Annotated in this window: 19 protein-coding genes and 1 riboswitch; of the genes, 10 read left to right on the top strand and 9 right to left on the bottom strand. The window is 44.0% G+C overall.

What is annotated here, in order from left to right:
- Positions 1 to 4: 4 nt before the first annotated feature.
- On the bottom strand, positions 5 to 250 hold the full coding sequence (gene yidD, locus V6B33_RS19665) for a membrane protein insertion efficiency factor YidD (protein ID WP_334219378.1): 246 nt from the start codon (positions 248 to 250) through the stop codon (positions 5 to 7).
- A 226-nt stretch (positions 251 to 476) separates the two neighbouring features.
- On the opposite strand from yidD, the gene V6B33_RS19660 reads away from it, so the two are divergent.
- The gene (locus V6B33_RS19660; RefSeq protein ID WP_334219377.1) at positions 477 to 950 is read left to right on the top strand and encodes an S-ribosylhomocysteine lyase; all 474 of its coding nucleotides are present in this window, start codon (positions 477 to 479) and stop codon (positions 948 to 950) included.
- Positions 951 to 1,059: 109 nt separating this feature from the next.
- Here V6B33_RS19660 and ytzI read toward each other — a convergent pair whose 3' ends face one another.
- On the bottom strand, positions 1,060 to 1,245 hold the full coding sequence (ytzI, locus tag V6B33_RS19655) for a YtzI protein (RefSeq protein ID WP_334219376.1): 186 nt from the start codon (positions 1,243 to 1,245) through the stop codon (positions 1,060 to 1,062).
- A gap of 147 nt (positions 1,246 to 1,392) precedes the next feature.
- Here ytzI and V6B33_RS19650 point away from each other — a divergent pair, with 147 nt between their 5' ends.
- Complete coding sequence (locus V6B33_RS19650; protein WP_334219375.1) at positions 1,393 to 1,611, top strand: polyribonucleotide nucleotidyltransferase; 219 nt, start codon at positions 1,393 to 1,395, stop codon at positions 1,609 to 1,611.
- A 61-nt stretch (positions 1,612 to 1,672) separates the two neighbouring features.
- On the opposite strand, the gene V6B33_RS19645 is transcribed toward V6B33_RS19650, so the two are convergent.
- The gene (locus V6B33_RS19645) at positions 1,673 to 1,918 is read right to left on the bottom strand and encodes a DUF6154 family protein (protein WP_172253957.1); all 246 of its coding nucleotides are present in this window, start codon (positions 1,916 to 1,918) and stop codon (positions 1,673 to 1,675) included.
- A gap of 370 nt (positions 1,919 to 2,288) precedes the next feature.
- Between V6B33_RS19645 and V6B33_RS19640 the strand changes: the two genes are divergently transcribed.
- Together V6B33_RS19640 and ytkD are read left to right on the top strand one after the other, a co-directional pair.
- Positions 2,289 to 2,615, top strand: coding sequence for a hydrolase (locus V6B33_RS19640; RefSeq protein WP_442915569.1), 327 nt, complete (start codon positions 2,289 to 2,291; stop codon positions 2,613 to 2,615).
- Positions 2,616 to 2,693: 78 nt separating this feature from the next.
- Positions 2,694 to 3,158 (top strand): RNA deprotection pyrophosphohydrolase, encoded by a 465-nt coding sequence (gene ytkD / locus V6B33_RS19635; RefSeq protein ID WP_334219373.1) that lies wholly within the window; start codon positions 2,694 to 2,696, stop codon positions 3,156 to 3,158.
- Here the strand turns inward: ytkD and V6B33_RS19630 are convergent.
- The 3 genes from V6B33_RS19630 to V6B33_RS19620 all read right to left on the bottom strand — a co-directional run bounded on the left by V6B33_RS19630 (position 3,148) and on the right by V6B33_RS19620 (position 5,918).
- A complete protein-coding gene (locus V6B33_RS19630) occupies positions 3,148 to 3,948 on the bottom strand; it encodes an ABC transporter permease (protein WP_334219372.1) in 801 nt (266 codons plus the stop codon). The two genes, ytkD and V6B33_RS19630, sit on opposite strands and share 11 nt — an antisense overlap.
- A complete protein-coding gene (locus tag V6B33_RS19625; RefSeq protein ID WP_334219371.1) occupies positions 3,929 to 4,705 on the bottom strand; it encodes an ABC transporter ATP-binding protein in 777 nt (258 codons plus the stop codon). Before V6B33_RS19625 ends, V6B33_RS19630 begins: the two co-directional genes overlap by 20 nt.
- Before the next feature lie 211 nt (positions 4,706 to 4,916).
- Positions 4,917 to 5,918 (bottom strand): ABC transporter substrate-binding protein, encoded by a 1,002-nt coding sequence (locus V6B33_RS19620; protein WP_334219370.1) that lies wholly within the window; start codon positions 5,916 to 5,918, stop codon positions 4,917 to 4,919.
- A gap of 190 nt (positions 5,919 to 6,108) precedes the next feature.
- On the opposite strand from V6B33_RS19620, the gene V6B33_RS19615 reads away from it, so the two are divergent.
- The 4 genes from V6B33_RS19615 (at position 6,109) to V6B33_RS19600 (ending at position 8,397) form a co-directional block, all read left to right on the top strand.
- On the top strand, positions 6,109 to 6,894 hold the full coding sequence (locus V6B33_RS19615; protein ID WP_334219369.1) for an alpha/beta hydrolase family protein: 786 nt from the start codon (positions 6,109 to 6,111) through the stop codon (positions 6,892 to 6,894).
- Positions 6,895 to 6,906: 12 nt separating this feature from the next.
- A complete protein-coding gene (locus V6B33_RS19610; protein WP_334219396.1) occupies positions 6,907 to 7,149 on the top strand; it encodes a DUF2584 domain-containing protein in 243 nt (80 codons plus the stop codon).
- Between the two features lie 84 nt (positions 7,150 to 7,233).
- The gene (locus tag V6B33_RS19605) at positions 7,234 to 7,779 is read left to right on the top strand and encodes a CBO0543 family protein (RefSeq protein ID WP_334219368.1); all 546 of its coding nucleotides are present in this window, start codon (positions 7,234 to 7,236) and stop codon (positions 7,777 to 7,779) included.
- Positions 7,780 to 7,833: 54 nt separating this feature from the next.
- Positions 7,834 to 8,397 (top strand): biotin transporter BioY, encoded by a 564-nt coding sequence (locus tag V6B33_RS19600; RefSeq protein ID WP_334219367.1) that lies wholly within the window; start codon positions 7,834 to 7,836, stop codon positions 8,395 to 8,397.
- A 57-nt stretch (positions 8,398 to 8,454) separates the two neighbouring features.
- Here V6B33_RS19600 and V6B33_RS19595 read toward each other — a convergent pair whose 3' ends face one another.
- Positions 8,455 to 9,243: a GNAT family N-acetyltransferase gene (locus tag V6B33_RS19595; protein WP_334219366.1), complete on the bottom strand. Its 789-nt coding sequence runs from the start codon at positions 9,241 to 9,243 to the stop codon at positions 8,455 to 8,457.
- 151 nt (positions 9,244 to 9,394) lie between these two features.
- Here V6B33_RS19595 and V6B33_RS19590 point away from each other — a divergent pair, with 151 nt between their 5' ends.
- Positions 9,395 to 9,544, top strand: a complete 150-nt coding sequence (locus tag V6B33_RS19590) for a lmo0937 family membrane protein (protein ID WP_334219365.1) — start codon at positions 9,395 to 9,397, stop codon at positions 9,542 to 9,544.
- 147 nt (positions 9,545 to 9,691) lie between these two features.
- Here the strand turns inward: V6B33_RS19590 and pckA are convergent, their stop codons facing one another.
- On the bottom strand, positions 9,692 to 11,281 hold the full coding sequence (pckA, locus tag V6B33_RS19585; protein ID WP_334219364.1) for a phosphoenolpyruvate carboxykinase (ATP): 1,590 nt from the start codon (positions 11,279 to 11,281) through the stop codon (positions 9,692 to 9,694).
- 358 nt (positions 11,282 to 11,639) lie between these two features.
- Positions 11,640 to 11,783, top strand: a riboswitch (SAM riboswitch).
- 230 nt (positions 11,784 to 12,013) lie between these two features.
- On the opposite strand from pckA, the gene metK reads away from it, so the two are divergent.
- On the top strand, positions 12,014 to 13,213 hold the full coding sequence (metK, locus tag V6B33_RS19580; protein WP_334219363.1) for a methionine adenosyltransferase: 1,200 nt from the start codon (positions 12,014 to 12,016) through the stop codon (positions 13,211 to 13,213).
- Between the two features lie 262 nt (positions 13,214 to 13,475).
- On the opposite strand, the gene V6B33_RS19575 is transcribed toward metK, so the two are convergent.
- Positions 13,476 to 13,991: a gamma carbonic anhydrase gene (locus V6B33_RS19575; RefSeq protein WP_334219362.1), complete on the bottom strand. Its 516-nt coding sequence runs from the start codon at positions 13,989 to 13,991 to the stop codon at positions 13,476 to 13,478.
- Positions 13,992 to 14,036 lie beyond the last annotated feature (45 nt).

The following is a 14,036-nucleotide window of genomic DNA, read 5'->3' as shown; positions in this document are numbered from 1 at the left end:
AGAATTAGTCTATGTTTTCCCTCTTCTTAGACGGCCACTCTTCCGGTACATGATCGATCCCGCCGGGGTGGAATGGGTGACATTTGAGAATTCGCTTAATCGTCAGGAATCCTCCGCGCAGTGCGCCGAATCTGCCGACTGCCTGCATGCCGTAATGTGAACAGGTGGGGTAGAATCGACATGTCGGAGGTTTTATCGGCGAAATCACGATTTGATAAAATCGAAACAGTAAAAGTAATGCGCGTTTCATTCAATGATCTCCTAGAGTCTTTTCTTCTTACTATATCAAAATCGTACTTTCCATGAAAGGAGACGGATCTGGAAATGAAATGAAATTGTAAAGAGGGTTCGTCTGCCTCTATGGCGAAGGTTGAGGAAAAGGGAAATTATAAATTTCACTTAAAGCAGATTAAGTTGATGAAATTACTATGAATTTACGTTATACTAGTATCAGAAACTAATGGGAGTGATTATGAATGCCATCAGTAGAAAGCTTTGAATTAGATCATAATGCGGTAAAAGCGCCGTATGTAAGACATTGTGGAGTGCATAAGGTAGGAAGTGACGGCCTTGTCAATAAATTCGATATCCGTTTCAGTCAGCCAAACAAGCAGGCAATGAAGCCTGACTCGATTCACACGCTTGAACATTTACTTGCGTTTACAATCCGTAAATATGCAGAGCCTTATGAACACTTTGATATCATTGATATTTCTCCGATGGGATGCCAGACCGGCTATTATCTGGTCGTCAGCGGTGAACCTGCAGTGGAGGAAATTATCGACCTGCTCGAAGCGACGATGAAAGAAGCAGTCGAAATTGAAGAAATCCCGGCAGCCAACGAGAAACAGTGCGGCCAGGCAAAACTTCATGATTTAGAAGGTGCAAAGAAATTAATGAAGTACTGGCTGAGCCAGAGTAAAGAAGACTTAAAGCAGGTATTTGCTTAATATTTATATAAATCCACCGGTCACTTAAGTGAGCCGGTGGATTTTCTATGAGCCCGGATAATGAACAAAAAACCGGGTTCATTTCCACCCGGTTTTCAATTTATGATTCCTATTGCTTTGTTTCCTCATCAGAATTATGCTTGTTTTCTCCCATATTCTGTAGATGCGGATTATTTTCGAGCGGATCGACAGTGTGTTTAACTGTCGTATATGCTTTGGATGTTGTCAAGGCACTAACAAATATCACGAGAATGCATATCGCGACAGCGATGATCATTACAAGAGTTAATGACACAGTTCAACCTCCTTTTTTCTTCCTATTCTATCACAGAAAAAAGAATTGTCAGTTCAAAAATCGCACAATTTGTTGAATGCACTATATAGGAGAAAAGACCTCCTCTTATTTAGGAAATTGTAAGTCTCAACCTTGGATGATTTTGGTATGATGAAAGAAACAGGGAGAGGGGGAGGAATTTCAATGAACGTATCCTCCATTATGGGGAAACAGGTAGCTGAGCTTCAGCGGACGCTCAGTATGAATCTATTGAAGAGTCATATGTCCACCCAGGCTGCTCATGTGACAGTCATGCTTCAAGATATGCATTCCGCAAATGCTGCACCGCATCCAAGCAAGGGACTCAATGTTGACGTGAAAGGGTAAGAAAACAGCCTTAAACAGACTTCTGTTTAAGGCTTCATTTATTCTATGGATTTTCGAAAAATCAGTGAAGACTTTTACGTTCCAATCGCACCCGTTCTTCACTATTGGACCATTTTTCTTTTAACGTCTCAAATATGTATAGTCGAAGGAAATATTCCAGTTCTTCTGTTTCCATTTCTTGAATCAATTCAATGATTTCATTCCTGGAAGTATCTTCTAAAATCGTAAGGGCAATGAGGTCTAAGTCTTCATCTGTACCTTTGATCCTGCCTCGGTACATTTCATAAATTTCTTCAATCAACTTCATGCACTTCACCTCCCTTTTATCAATTTTAACAGAATTAGGATCGAATTACTCTACAATTTATTTTGTATATACCCGAAATTTATCATCATAAGCATTTTTGCTTATAAAATCAATTGTCTTTCTTATTGATACTATACTAAAGAATAGAGACTTTATGCGTGAGAGTGCCAATTATTTTCGCTTTGTTAAAAAGGATTGGAGATTTGCCTCCACATACTCGCTTTCCTTACACCGTGAGGTCCTTCAATAATTGACCACCCCCGGCTGCAACCAATATGTAGGAATGTGTTGAAAGGAGACAATTTCAACATGAATAGAATTCGTTGAATTGAGGAAAAAGAAGGATAAGTAAAACAAAGGGGTGGAAAGCTTGGACGAACGTCATGATTATTATATTGAAATAGCTCAAGGTGAGATTTCAAGAAGTTCGACGGATTCACCATGGAATTTTAAGGTTTCGGCTACGGACGAAGAAATCACAAAGTTGAGGGAGATCTTTGATTCCAGCCATTCGATCGATTGGCAAAACTTCTACCGTTCACATGTTCCATATGTTCAGTATCACTTTGATCGCGAGAATGATGCGTACGATGAAAATCTTCACCAGGTGTATGCCATGATCCATGAACTCGGGGATGAGGATGCTAAAAAGCATATTGAAAGCATGGGAATCCTGGACGATCAATCTCCCCGCTGAAAATAAAAGTGTTGGTTCCGAATTTATCGGTGGACCAATGCTTTTTATTTGTGATTAGATAAGAGTGGGGTGAATTAGATGGAACAATTTATCGATGCGAACGGCTTGAAGGTGGAGCTGGGATTTAAGAAAAAATCTTTTCAGCAAGAATCACATCACGTATTGGTCATTTGCCGTTATAAAAATAAATGGTTATTGACGCAGCATAAAAAACGCGGTCTAGAATTCCCGGGCGGCAAGCGTGAAACAGGGGAATCGCTTGAGGAAACGGCTATCCGCGAAACCTTTGAAGAAACAGGGGGAGTAATCAAAAATCCTATTTTTGTGGGGGAATATAAAGTGTATGATCGACCGCCTTTCGTGAAGACGATTTTCTTTGCAGAAGCGGAAGAACTGGTAATGAAAGAGGATTATTTGGAAACCGATGGATGCAAACTGTGGGAGGGTGAGCCGGCCGATATGCAGACACACCCTGAATTCAGTTTTATCATGAAGGATAAAGTGGTGGAATTGGCTCTTAAACACTTGAAGCTTATGACTTGATCCACTTCTTTTCAAGCTGCTCGACTACTTTATACATAATTGTGGCAAATACGGCGATCACAAGCAGGGACAGCATGACCAGGGTGAAATTGAAGACCTGGAACCCGTAGATGATCATGTAACCGAGTCCCTTTGCAGACACAAGGAACTCACCGACAATGACTCCCACCCATGACAAGCCCACGTTCACTTTCAAAGTGGAGATGATGGTCGGGAAGGATGAGGGCAGGACGACCTCTTTGAACATTTGACCCCTTTTTGCCCCGAACGTCATCATGACTTTCAAATAGTTGGGATCGACCTCTTTAAAGGAGGTGTATACGACGATTGTGGTGATGATGACGGATATGATCGTACCCATCGCAATGATTGAAGTGAACCCCGGACCAAGACCGACGATGAGGATCGGGCCGAGTGCCACTTTCGGCATCGCATTCAGGATCACCAGATAGGGATCCAATACCCTTGATAGAAAAGATGACCACCATAGAAGGGCCGCCAACAAAGTTCCAAGCAGCGTCCCAAGGATGAAACCGAGAATCGTTTCTCCCAATGTCACGGATAGATTTGCAAGGAGACTCCCATCTGCAGCCTTATCCAAAAAAAGTGCCCAGATCTTCGAAGGGGAACTGAAAATCAGCGGATCGATCCAGCCGTTGCGGCTAGAGATTTCCCATAAGCTGAAAAAGATAAGGAAGATAAGAGCCTGATAGAACCACACCCAGCGCTGTTCTTTCTTCAGGGATTGAATATACTCGGCATGTTTCTGTTTAAGGGTTAGCTGACTCAAGATTCTCAAGCTCCTTCCATATGCTTTGAAAAAACGGCGGATATGCTGCGTGATTACGGACGGTGAACGGCTTTAGTGCCTTTAACTCCAGAGGTACTTCAAACATCTTATGCACCCTGCCAGGCTTTGAAGCGAACAGGATGATCCTGTCACTCATCGCGATGGCCTCACCGATATCATGGGTCACAAGCACGGCTGTTTTGTTCAATGACTTCAGCGTGGAAAAAATAAGATCCTCGAGCTTTAATTTCGTTTGGTAATCGAGTGCTGAAAACGGCTCATCCAAAAGCAGGATCTTCGGTTCAGTGATCAGCGTCCGGATCAGGGCGACCCGCTGCCGCATACCGCCGGACAGCTCTCTCGGATAAGAGGCTGCGACTCCCGACAGACCAAACTCCTCCAGCAGGTCAGAAGCTTCACGTTTCTTCTCTTCTGTTAGATTCTCCATAATCTTCAACCCTAAGAAAATATTCTCCTCAATCGTTTTCCATGGAAACAGATAATCCTGCTGAAGCATATATCCCATCTGGTTCCTTTCAGAACTGACCGGTTTGCCGTGCAGCAAGACGCTCCCCTCAGTCGGTCTGATGAGTCCGGCGATGATGGAAAGAAGTGTGGTTTTCCCACATCCGCTCGGCCCGATAAAGGATATGAACTCTCCTTCATTCACATGCAATGAAATATTGGAAAGGGCATTTGTCGCCGTCTTAGGTGAGAAATAAGTGTGATGAATCGTGTCCAGTGACAGAAAATTCACGGTAATGCGCCTCCAGTCTTTCTCTATTAATGAAGGGCTGACGCGGGGTCAGCCCTATTTGGTGATTCCGGTACGGGAGCGTATAGATTCGGGTGCCAGGCACAGAACGGGGTATTTGTGCCTGGCACAAATCGGTTGAATTGTACCAGGTAACGGTCTCAACCACTCATCGCCGGTTCACCGATTACCCCACTTCGCACCTCACATTCACCTATTCACTCACTTTTTCAGCGACCGACGTGTTTACAAGTGTTTCATGGTCGATTTGCTCCGGAAGTTCTCCTGCTTCTTCCATGATGTTCTGCAGGTTATTCCATTCTTCGACATCCAGAATCGGATCTGTTGCGAAGGAACCTTGAGATTTATACCGGTCCACCACGGTTTCGATGATGTCTAATTCCGTGTCTTCGAAATACGGTTCGATTACTTCAGCGATCTCTTTCGGGGAATTTTCATCCACCCATTTCTGTGCTTTGTACAGAGCCTTGGTGAATTTTTCGATGGCTTCCTTGTTTTCTTTCATATAACTGTCCTTCGCCATGAAGGTGGTGTACGGGACGTGGCCGGATTCTGTACCAAAGGAAGCGATGATATGACCTTTCCCTTCTTTTTCAAAGATGGATGCGGTGGGTTCGAACAATTGGACGAAATCACCTGTACCGGATGCAAAGGCATTGGCGATGTTGGCGAAGTCGATGTTCTGGATCAGATTCAAATCATTATGAGGGTCGATGCCATGCTGTTTAAGCACAAATTCTCCGACCATTTGAGGCATGCCGCCTTTCCGCTGGCCAAGGAAGGTAGAGCCTTTAAGCTGATCCCACTCGAAATTTTCTACCTTTTCACGTGACACAAGGAAGGTGCCGTCTGTCTGTGTCAGCTGGGCAAAGTTGATGACGGGATCATCAGACCCCTGTGCATGAACGTAAATGGATGTTTCCGATCCGACCAGTGCGATGTCCGCCCCGTCAGAAAGTAAAGTCGTCATCGTCTTATCTCCGCCCCAGGTGGTGGTGAGTTCGATATCCAGCCCTTCTTCTTTAAAAAATCCTTTTTCAATGGCCACATACTGGGGAGCATAGAAGATGGAGCGTGTCACCTCGGCCACACGTACTTTTTGGTCTTCATCCCCTCCACTGCCGCAAGCAGCTAAACCGATGGTCATCACTGCGGTTAAGAGAAGCGTGAAGACGAATCGAGTCCATTTTTTCATTGATCTTTCCCTCCTTTTAATGAACCATGGGCGCATGTAAGACCCTCTATATGTTTTTTCCAAGTGGTAGAGGGGTAGGTTGCTCCTATGGGTAATCGTGACAAATTTGATGTTTGATTTGATAAGATAGTTTATGTGAAGGATAAAAAATGTGTGAATACCCAGAGCCCATTTTTGAAAGGAAGAGAATATGAGAAATGGAACCATTGTAAAGAAGACTTTATTCCCGTCCCCGAATCCCCATGTTGAGCTTTATGAGATCATTTATTTTTCCGGGGGACTGCGAGTGAAAGGGCTGCTTGCACAACCCGTATGGCCCGGGGAGTATGATGGATTTCTTTATTTAAGGGGGGGAATCAAAGGAGTGGGGATGGTGAGACCCGCACGCATCGCCCAATTTGCACAGGAGGGGTTCATTGTGTTTGCCCCGTATTACCGGGGGAACCGAGGCGGGGAAGGAAATGAAGACTTTGCGGGAGTTGACCGCGAAGATGCACTTTCGGCTTATCAGTTGCTGAAGCAGTATGAAAGAGTACATAGAGATAGAATCCACTTATTCGGTTTTTCACGCGGCGGGGTGATGGCGCTGCTCACTGCCATAAAAGAGAAGGGGGTCACATCGATCGTTACCTGGGGAGGAGTGTCGGATATGTTCCTCACCTATGAAGAACGAAAAGACCTTCGCAGGATGATGAAAAGGGTAATCGGCGGGAGCCCGAATAAATACCCCGAACGCTATGAGTGGAGGACCCCGCTATCCCAAGTGGAGGAGATTGCAGCACCTGTACTGATTATTCACGGTGAAAAAGATCACAACGTTTCAATCGATCATGCATATAGATTAGAAAAACGGCTGAAAGAGGCAGGGAAAAAAGTGGACTCCTATTATTTCACGGAATTCACGCATTATTTTCCCCCTTTGATGAACCGTGAGATCGTCAGTATGCTCTGCAGCTGGATGAAAAACCAGGAGTAAAGGGGAATGACTATGGGGATGGGTCTTGAGCTTAATACCATGCTTATCACGAAGGGGAAAGAAGTCAGGATGAAAGACAATCTGTTTCAATTGCAAAAACAAGGATACCGCTTATACCCGATGCACACCCCGATTGAAGTTCGGACAACGAAAGGGAGCCACTCAAGGGGTTTTGCGCTTATCGAGAAAGTACAATGGCATGAAGAAGAGACGACGATTTTCTATAAGCTGATTTCGCTGAATTCCATCAATTGAGAGCCTGATTTTCAGGTTCTTTTTTGTTGAGATAATAATCCCATGGCAAAAACCTCATACTAGTAAAAAAACTGAGGTACAGTGATGATTGAAAAATATGACAACGTTCATAGAGAATTAATGAAAGCGGCTGAATTAAATATCGATTATTGGCTGGAATATAATTTTCTAACCCTGAAGTGGTGGGTCATCATTATTTTAATGATCATCCTCTGGGTATTCATCTTAAAGGTGGTGGATCGGCAACAGCTGCCGAAAATATTGTTTCTGGGAATGGTTTGGATCATAGCTGCAGCGAATCTGGACGGTTTGGGGTTTGAATTGGGATTCTGGGGGTATCCGTCTGAACTATTCCCCATATATCCAAAAGCCTATTTGTTTGATTATGCACTGGTTCCTGTCACCTATATGCTCATCTATTATTACTTTCCAAAAGGGAAGGCGTTCTTTATCGCTAATGTGGTTTTAGCTGCAGGAGCTTCCTTCATCAGCGAGCCATTCTTCAGGTGGCTGGATTACTATAAAGCCTATCATTGGCAGTCATGGTGGTCGTTCGTGATTTATTTGCCCCTATCCTATGTGATCCGCTGGTTTGTTGAAAAAGTATTTAATGTACTTCCCGAACGTTGAAAAGTGTGTTAACTTTAATCTTATAGTAGTTTACACAAAAGGGGAGAACGAAGAATGAACGGGGAAAAATTAAGGATGATCATACAATGCAGCATCTTTGCTGCCATTACGGGGATTTTCGCGCAGATTGAGATCCCTCTTCCGCTTGTTCCGATCAGCGGGCAGACATTGGCGGTAGGGCTGACGGCTACGATACTCGGAAGCAGATACGGGGCATTTTCGATGGTCGGATATGCGGCTCTCGGAGCTGTAGGCGTCCCGGTATTTGCAGGATTCAGTGGAGGGATGCAGGTCCTGGCCGGTCCCACTGGCGGCTATATCTTCGGGTTCATCGCAGCTGCCTTCATCACAGGGGCCATCCTTGAAAAAACCAAATTCAATCTCACAATGGCGATGATTGCGAACACAGTCGGCATGGTCGTCATTCTGATCATCGGTACGATCCAATTGAAGTTTGTTGCGGAACTGAGCTGGGCACAGGCAATGGCAGCGGGAGTGTATCCTTTCATTGTGGTCGGTCTCATTAAAGCATTCCTGGCAAGCTGGATCGGCATCACCGTCCGAAACCGCCTGGTACAGGCAAGATTAATACAGGGCAGTACGAAAGCTGCCGCATGAGAAAACGGGCAGGATCTCCTCTGAGGAAATCCTGCCCGTTTCTCATGTGATCCTTCGTTAAAATTTATACATCATCCAATACCCAATGTCCTCAAATCCGATATTCTTATAAATCTTCCCAGCTTCGGGGTTGTCATAAAATAAACAAAGCTCTTTTCCTTCCTCAAGGACATCACGGCACAGTTTGGTCATGCACCCGGTAGCATAGCCTTTTTTCTTATGTCCGGGGTGAGTGCAAACACCGACGATCATGGCTGACTTTGTATTTTCGGCAGTGGTGGAAGCAGAGGAAACCAATATACCCCCGTCTTTAATGAAATAACTGCGCGATACCCCTTTTTCCATACCGTGCCTTTTATTCTCGACTGAAAAATTTCCTCCGCTGAACTCTGGGATGTTGTTGAGTAGATCCACCAGTTTGGGAAGGTCCTCAATTGTTGTCTTTTTAATCTGTGTCAGATCCTCATTTGACAGTGAATCGGTGTTATCCAGTTTTGCATAATACATCTGCCTTCTCGAATGGAACTCCCTTGTTAAAAAAGGTTCAATCTTCGAAGTGAGCTCCTTTAAACCGGACAAGATCTTAAAGTCTTCGTATTCATTCATGATATCCGCAAATCCTTCTGCATCAAATTCTCCCGATGAGTAAGGAATGAAGTTTTCCCTATATTTCAAAAGAATTCCCCTTAGATTTCCCTTTTCGTCAAAATCCCCCCAGATGGTTTGGAATTCCTGCTCGTATCCAAATGCTTCGATATCACCGATGATGAACAAATTTTCAGCAGGCTGTTCCTGGATTAACTTCTGGCATTGTTCGTCATCTACCTGTGTTAACACCCTAATCATTTTCCTGTCCCCTTTTATAAGTTTTAATTGATATATTACCAAAATTTCTAATATTTAGTAAAGTGTTATGTGAATTAAAGTTTTAAGTTTGTTTTAAAAAATGAAATATAGGGAAAGTTAGCATCAATACATGATGAAGGAGGCGGTAAACATGTTGTGGACCATCATTGGAATACTGGTAGTCCTGTGGCTGTTAGGGTTGATCTTTAAGATTGGCGGAGCCATCATCCATATATTATTGGTCGTTGCCCTGGTCGTGTTTTTATGGAATCTGATAACGGGCAGGAAGAAAGGCTTATAACCTGAGGGAAAAGAGGAGAAATCCTCTTTTTTATTTAGAAACAGGCCGGAAAGCAGGAAAATTGAATTTATCTCCTATTCCAAACAAAAAAACCGACCAGCCAGACACTTGGAAAGTGTTTGACTGATCAGTTGCGGTTGATCATCGTTATTTTACTGCCGGTCCGCCTTTGGCTTCGATTTCAGCTGGTACGTTTGTGAACTTCTTGAAGTTGTTGTTGAATTGGCGTGCAAGTTCGGCTGCCTTTACTTTGTACGCTTTTTCATTTGACCATGTTCTGATCGGAAGGAGGACTTCATCAGGTACTCCCGGTACATGGACTGGAATGTTCAGGCCGAAGATTTCGTCTGTTTCGGTTTCAACGTTTGTCAGTTCGCCTTCAAGTGCTGCCTGCACCATCGCGCGTGTGTAGGAGAGCTTCATGCGGCTGCCTGCACCATATTCTCCACCAGTCCAGCCGGTGTTGACGAGATACACTTCAGCATTGTGCTCATCGATTTTCTTTCCGAGCATTTCTGCGTAACGGGTCGCAGCAAGCGGAAGAAACGGAGAACCGAAGCATGTTGAGAAAGTTGCCTGCGGCGAAGTGATGCCGCGCTCGGTTCCTGCCAGTTTGGATGTATAGCCGCTAAGGAAGTGATACATTGCCTGCTCTTTCGTCAGCTTGCTGATCGGAGGCAATACCCCGAATGCATCCGCAGTCAGGAATACGATTGTATTTGGGTGTCCTGCGATGCTTGGCTCCACTATGTTATCCATTGCCTGCAGCGGGTAGGCAGCACGTGTATTTTCAGTCAATGTGTTATCCTCATAATCAGGAATGCGCGAGTCTTCATCGAGCACTACGTTTTCCAACACGGATCCGAAGCGGATGGCGTCATAGATTTGAGGTTCTTTCTCACGTGTCAGACCAATGCATTTCGCGTAGCATCCGCCTTCGATATTGAATACGCCGTTCGGGGACCAGCCGTGTTCGTCATCCCCGATCAGACGGCGGTTGGGGTCGGCTGATAAAGTCGTTTTCCCGGTACCGGAAAGGCCGAAGAATAACGCTACATCACCTTCACGCCCTACGTTTGCAGAACAGTGCATGGAAAGGATGTCGGATTCAGGAAGCATGTAATTCATGACAGAGAAAATGGATTTCTTCATTTCTCCTGCATATTCAGTCCCGCCAATCAGTACGACCCGCTTCTCGAATGAAACGATGATGAAAGTTTCAGAGTTGGTGCCGTCTACAGCTGGGTCTGCCTTAAAGTTAGGTGCTGAAACGATTGTGAACTCAGATTTATGTGAATTTAGCTCTTCCGCAGCCGGTCGGATGAACAGTTGATGGGCAAAGAGATTATGCCATGCAAATTCATTGATGACCTGGATTGGAAGTCTATGTTTTGGATCTGCACCGGCAAATCCGTTAAATACGAATACTTCTTCTTTTTCTTTTAAGTATTCAAGAACTTTATGATATAATTTATCGAATGATTCAGCGGAGATCGGCTGATTTACAGATCCCCAATCGATTTTATCTTTGGTTGAAGGCTCCTCGACAATGAACTTATCTTTAGGAGAGCGCCCTGTATATTTACCGGTTTCAGCTCTGACCGCACCTGAAGAAGTTAAAGCGCCTTCATTTCTATGAAGAACTTTTTCCACTAATTGTGAAACAGATAGTTGATTTTTGATGTTTTGACCGTTAAGTAATTCTGTTAACTCATTAGACATGCTCACTGAATTCATTAGAACCCTTCCTTTATATAAATTTAAATACCCCTTTATTGTTTCTTTTCAAAAATAGTATAACACAATCAATTTATTAGTCTATACTATTTAGATGTTTTTTATTATGTGACTTAAATTTGTAACAATTTTCTTAAAAAATATAACGGATTTCATCCTATCTAAGCAGTTTATGCTTATCCATGAAAATTTCTTCATACATTTACCCACGTTTCTTCCTTTCTTCTTATATAAATGTCACTCATGATCTGGTTCAATGGATTAAGAGATTATAGGGATGCCTGCTGTTAATCTTTTCTTATAAAAAAGTGTTTGACACCCTGTATTGTTAACGTTATTATTGTACCTTGAACGGATACTCTTATCCTGAGCTGGTGGAGGGAGCAGACCCTATGAAACCCAGCAACCTGCTAAATAGATTCTTGATCTTTCCGAATGGGGAAGGTCCCATGAAGCGAAGGTGCTAAACTGAGGCAAGGTGGATAACCTTGAACGATAAGAGAGAAAAGGCGCGGCTATGATGTGAAACCTTTCCTCTTTATGCTTTTCGAGAGGAAGGGTTTTTTCTGTTTTATAGTGGAGCACAAGTGATTAAATGTCATGTTTTTATATCATGGCGTTTTCCTTATAAAAAAACCATGTTTACTTCATACTACTTAGGGAAATGAGTACCGTATCTGTTTGAATGTTTTGTCGGTGAAGACCGGCAAATATGCTTAAGGAGGAACCTTAATGTCAACGAAACGTCGTCTGTTTACATCTGAGTCCGTAACGGAAGGACATCCAGATAAAATTTGTGATCAAATTTCCGATTCCATTCTTGATGCTATTCTCACGAATGATCCGAATGCCCGTGTAGCATGTGAAACATCTGTCACGACAGGTCTTGTACTTGTTGCAGGTGAAATCACTACAAATACGTATGTCGATATCCCAAAAATCGTTCGGGAAACAATCCGCGGAATCGGATATACCCGTGCGAAATATGGTTTCGATGCAGAAACATGTGCCGTACTTACATCGATCGATGAGCAGTCTGCTGATATCGCACTAGGTGTAGATCAAGCGCTTGAAGCACGCGAAGGACAAATGTCTGATGCTGAAATCGACGCAATCGGCGCCGGTGATCAGGGCCTGATGTTCGGATTTGCCTGCAATGAAACGAAAGAGCTTATGCCTCTTCCGATTTCACTGGCACACAAACTTTCACGCCAGCTGACCGAAGTACGTAAAGAAGAAGTTCTTCCTTACCTTCGTCCGGACGGTAAAACGCAGGTAACGGTTGAATATGATGAGAACGATAAGCCAGTCCGCATCGATACAATCGTTATCTCAACTCAACACCATCCGGAAGTTTCACTGGAGCAAATCCAGCGTAACCTGAAAGAATATGTCATCGAGCCGGTTGTTCCAAAAGAACTGATTGATGAAAAAACAAAGTACTTCATCAACCCGACTGGCCGTTTCGTTATTGGCGGACCTCAAGGGGATGCAGGACTTACTGGCCGTAAAATCATTGTTGACACGTACGGCGGTTATGCACGCCACGGCGGCGGTGCTTTCTCTGGTAAGGATGCAACGAAAGTTGACCGTTCAGCAGCTTATGCTGCTCGTTATGTAGCGAAAAATATCGTAGCAGCCGGACTCGCTGAAAAATGTGAAGTTCAATTGGCATATGCGATCGGTGTAGCACAACCGGTATCGATCTCAGTGGATACATTCGGAACAGGCAAAGTTTCTGAAGATGTATTGGTTGATGTCGTAAGCAGCAACTTTGACTTGCGCCCTGCAGGAATCATCAGAATGCTCGACCTTCGCCGTCCGATTTACAAGCAGACAGCTGCTTACGGACACTTTGGCCGCAACGATCTTGATCTTCCATGGGAGCGTACAAACAAAGCTGATGTATTGAAGGCTGAGGCTCTAAAGTAATAACAGGTATGAGAAAAACCAACACTTGAAATGGGTGTTGGTTTTTTTGAATTGATAAGAAAGAGTAAATTTAACTCGAGAATTGTCCAGCTCCAGGGCTTAGAGGCACATGTCATAAGCCAAACCGTCCGCGCCTTCCTGGCCGGTCCGTCTTATGCCACACGCCTCTGAGCAAAGCCCTTCCGCTTTTCTAATTAACGGAGTCATCCCGTAATTTAACACGAGTAATCAGCAGGTGGTTTGGGTATCACAAGTATAAGACTTAAAAGGGTTTGATGCTTTTATAATATTGACCTTTCTCGGCGTATTCCCTGGAAATCCGCTTCATTTCACTGATGTCATGATCGTTCAATTCACGCACCACTTTTGCCGGACGTCCAAAGGCAAGAGTATTTGGCGGGATGACCTTTCCTTGAGGAACCAGGCTGCCGGCACCGATGAAGGCACCTTCGCCGATTTCGGCATTATCGAGGATGATCGATCCCATCCCGATCAAGGCCTTTTTTCTGATTTTACAACTATGTAGAATGACTCCGTGGCCGACTGTTACTTCGTCTTCGAGGATCAGCGGATTATTGGGACTCTGGTGAAGAATGGAGTTGTCCTGAACATTTACTCTTCGTCCGATTCTGGTTGCTGCCACATCCCCTCTGATGACGGAATTGAACCAGATGCTGGATTCTTCCCCGATTTCGACGTCCCCGGAAATTGTTACATAATCGGCGATAAAAGCAGATTCAGCTATCGTTGGTTTATTATCTTTATATGGATAGAGCATTTTTCACTACCCCTTTCAATAATATTTACTATAATAATGGTAGCA

The sequence above is a fragment of the Mangrovibacillus sp. Mu-81 genome, assembly GCF_036867415.1.
Taxonomy (GTDB): domain Bacteria; phylum Bacillota; class Bacilli; order Bacillales; family Bacillaceae_B; genus Rossellomorea.
This window is presented reverse-complemented; position numbering and strand designations above follow the sequence as displayed.